General features: G+C 67.6%; 1 pseudogene. It reads left to right on the plus strand.

Annotated features, from left to right (window positions below):
* Positions 1-259: pseudogene (locus E4V01_RS25495) on the plus strand (IS3 family transposase); the annotation flags it as partial.

The following is a 259-nucleotide window of genomic DNA, read 5'->3' on the forward strand; positions in this document are numbered from 1 at the left end:
GCATACTTTGCGAGGGACGCGATATGAAGTTCGCGTTCATCGCAAAGCATCGCGCTGTCTGGCCGGTTGCCTGGATGTGCGCGGCGCTGGGTGTCTCGCGTTCCGGCTTCCACGCTTGGCTCACCCGGCAGCCCAGCCAACGCACACGGGACGACGAAGCCATCCTGAGCAAGGCCCACGCGAGCTTCGTGGCCAGCGACCGCACCTACGGCGCGAGGCGCGTCTGGCGCGACGTGCTGGCCAAGGGCATCGCGTGCGG

The sequence above is a fragment of the Methylorubrum sp. Q1 genome (assembly GCF_004683995.1).
In the GTDB taxonomy this organism is placed as follows: Bacteria; Pseudomonadota; Alphaproteobacteria; order Rhizobiales; family Beijerinckiaceae; genus Methylobacterium.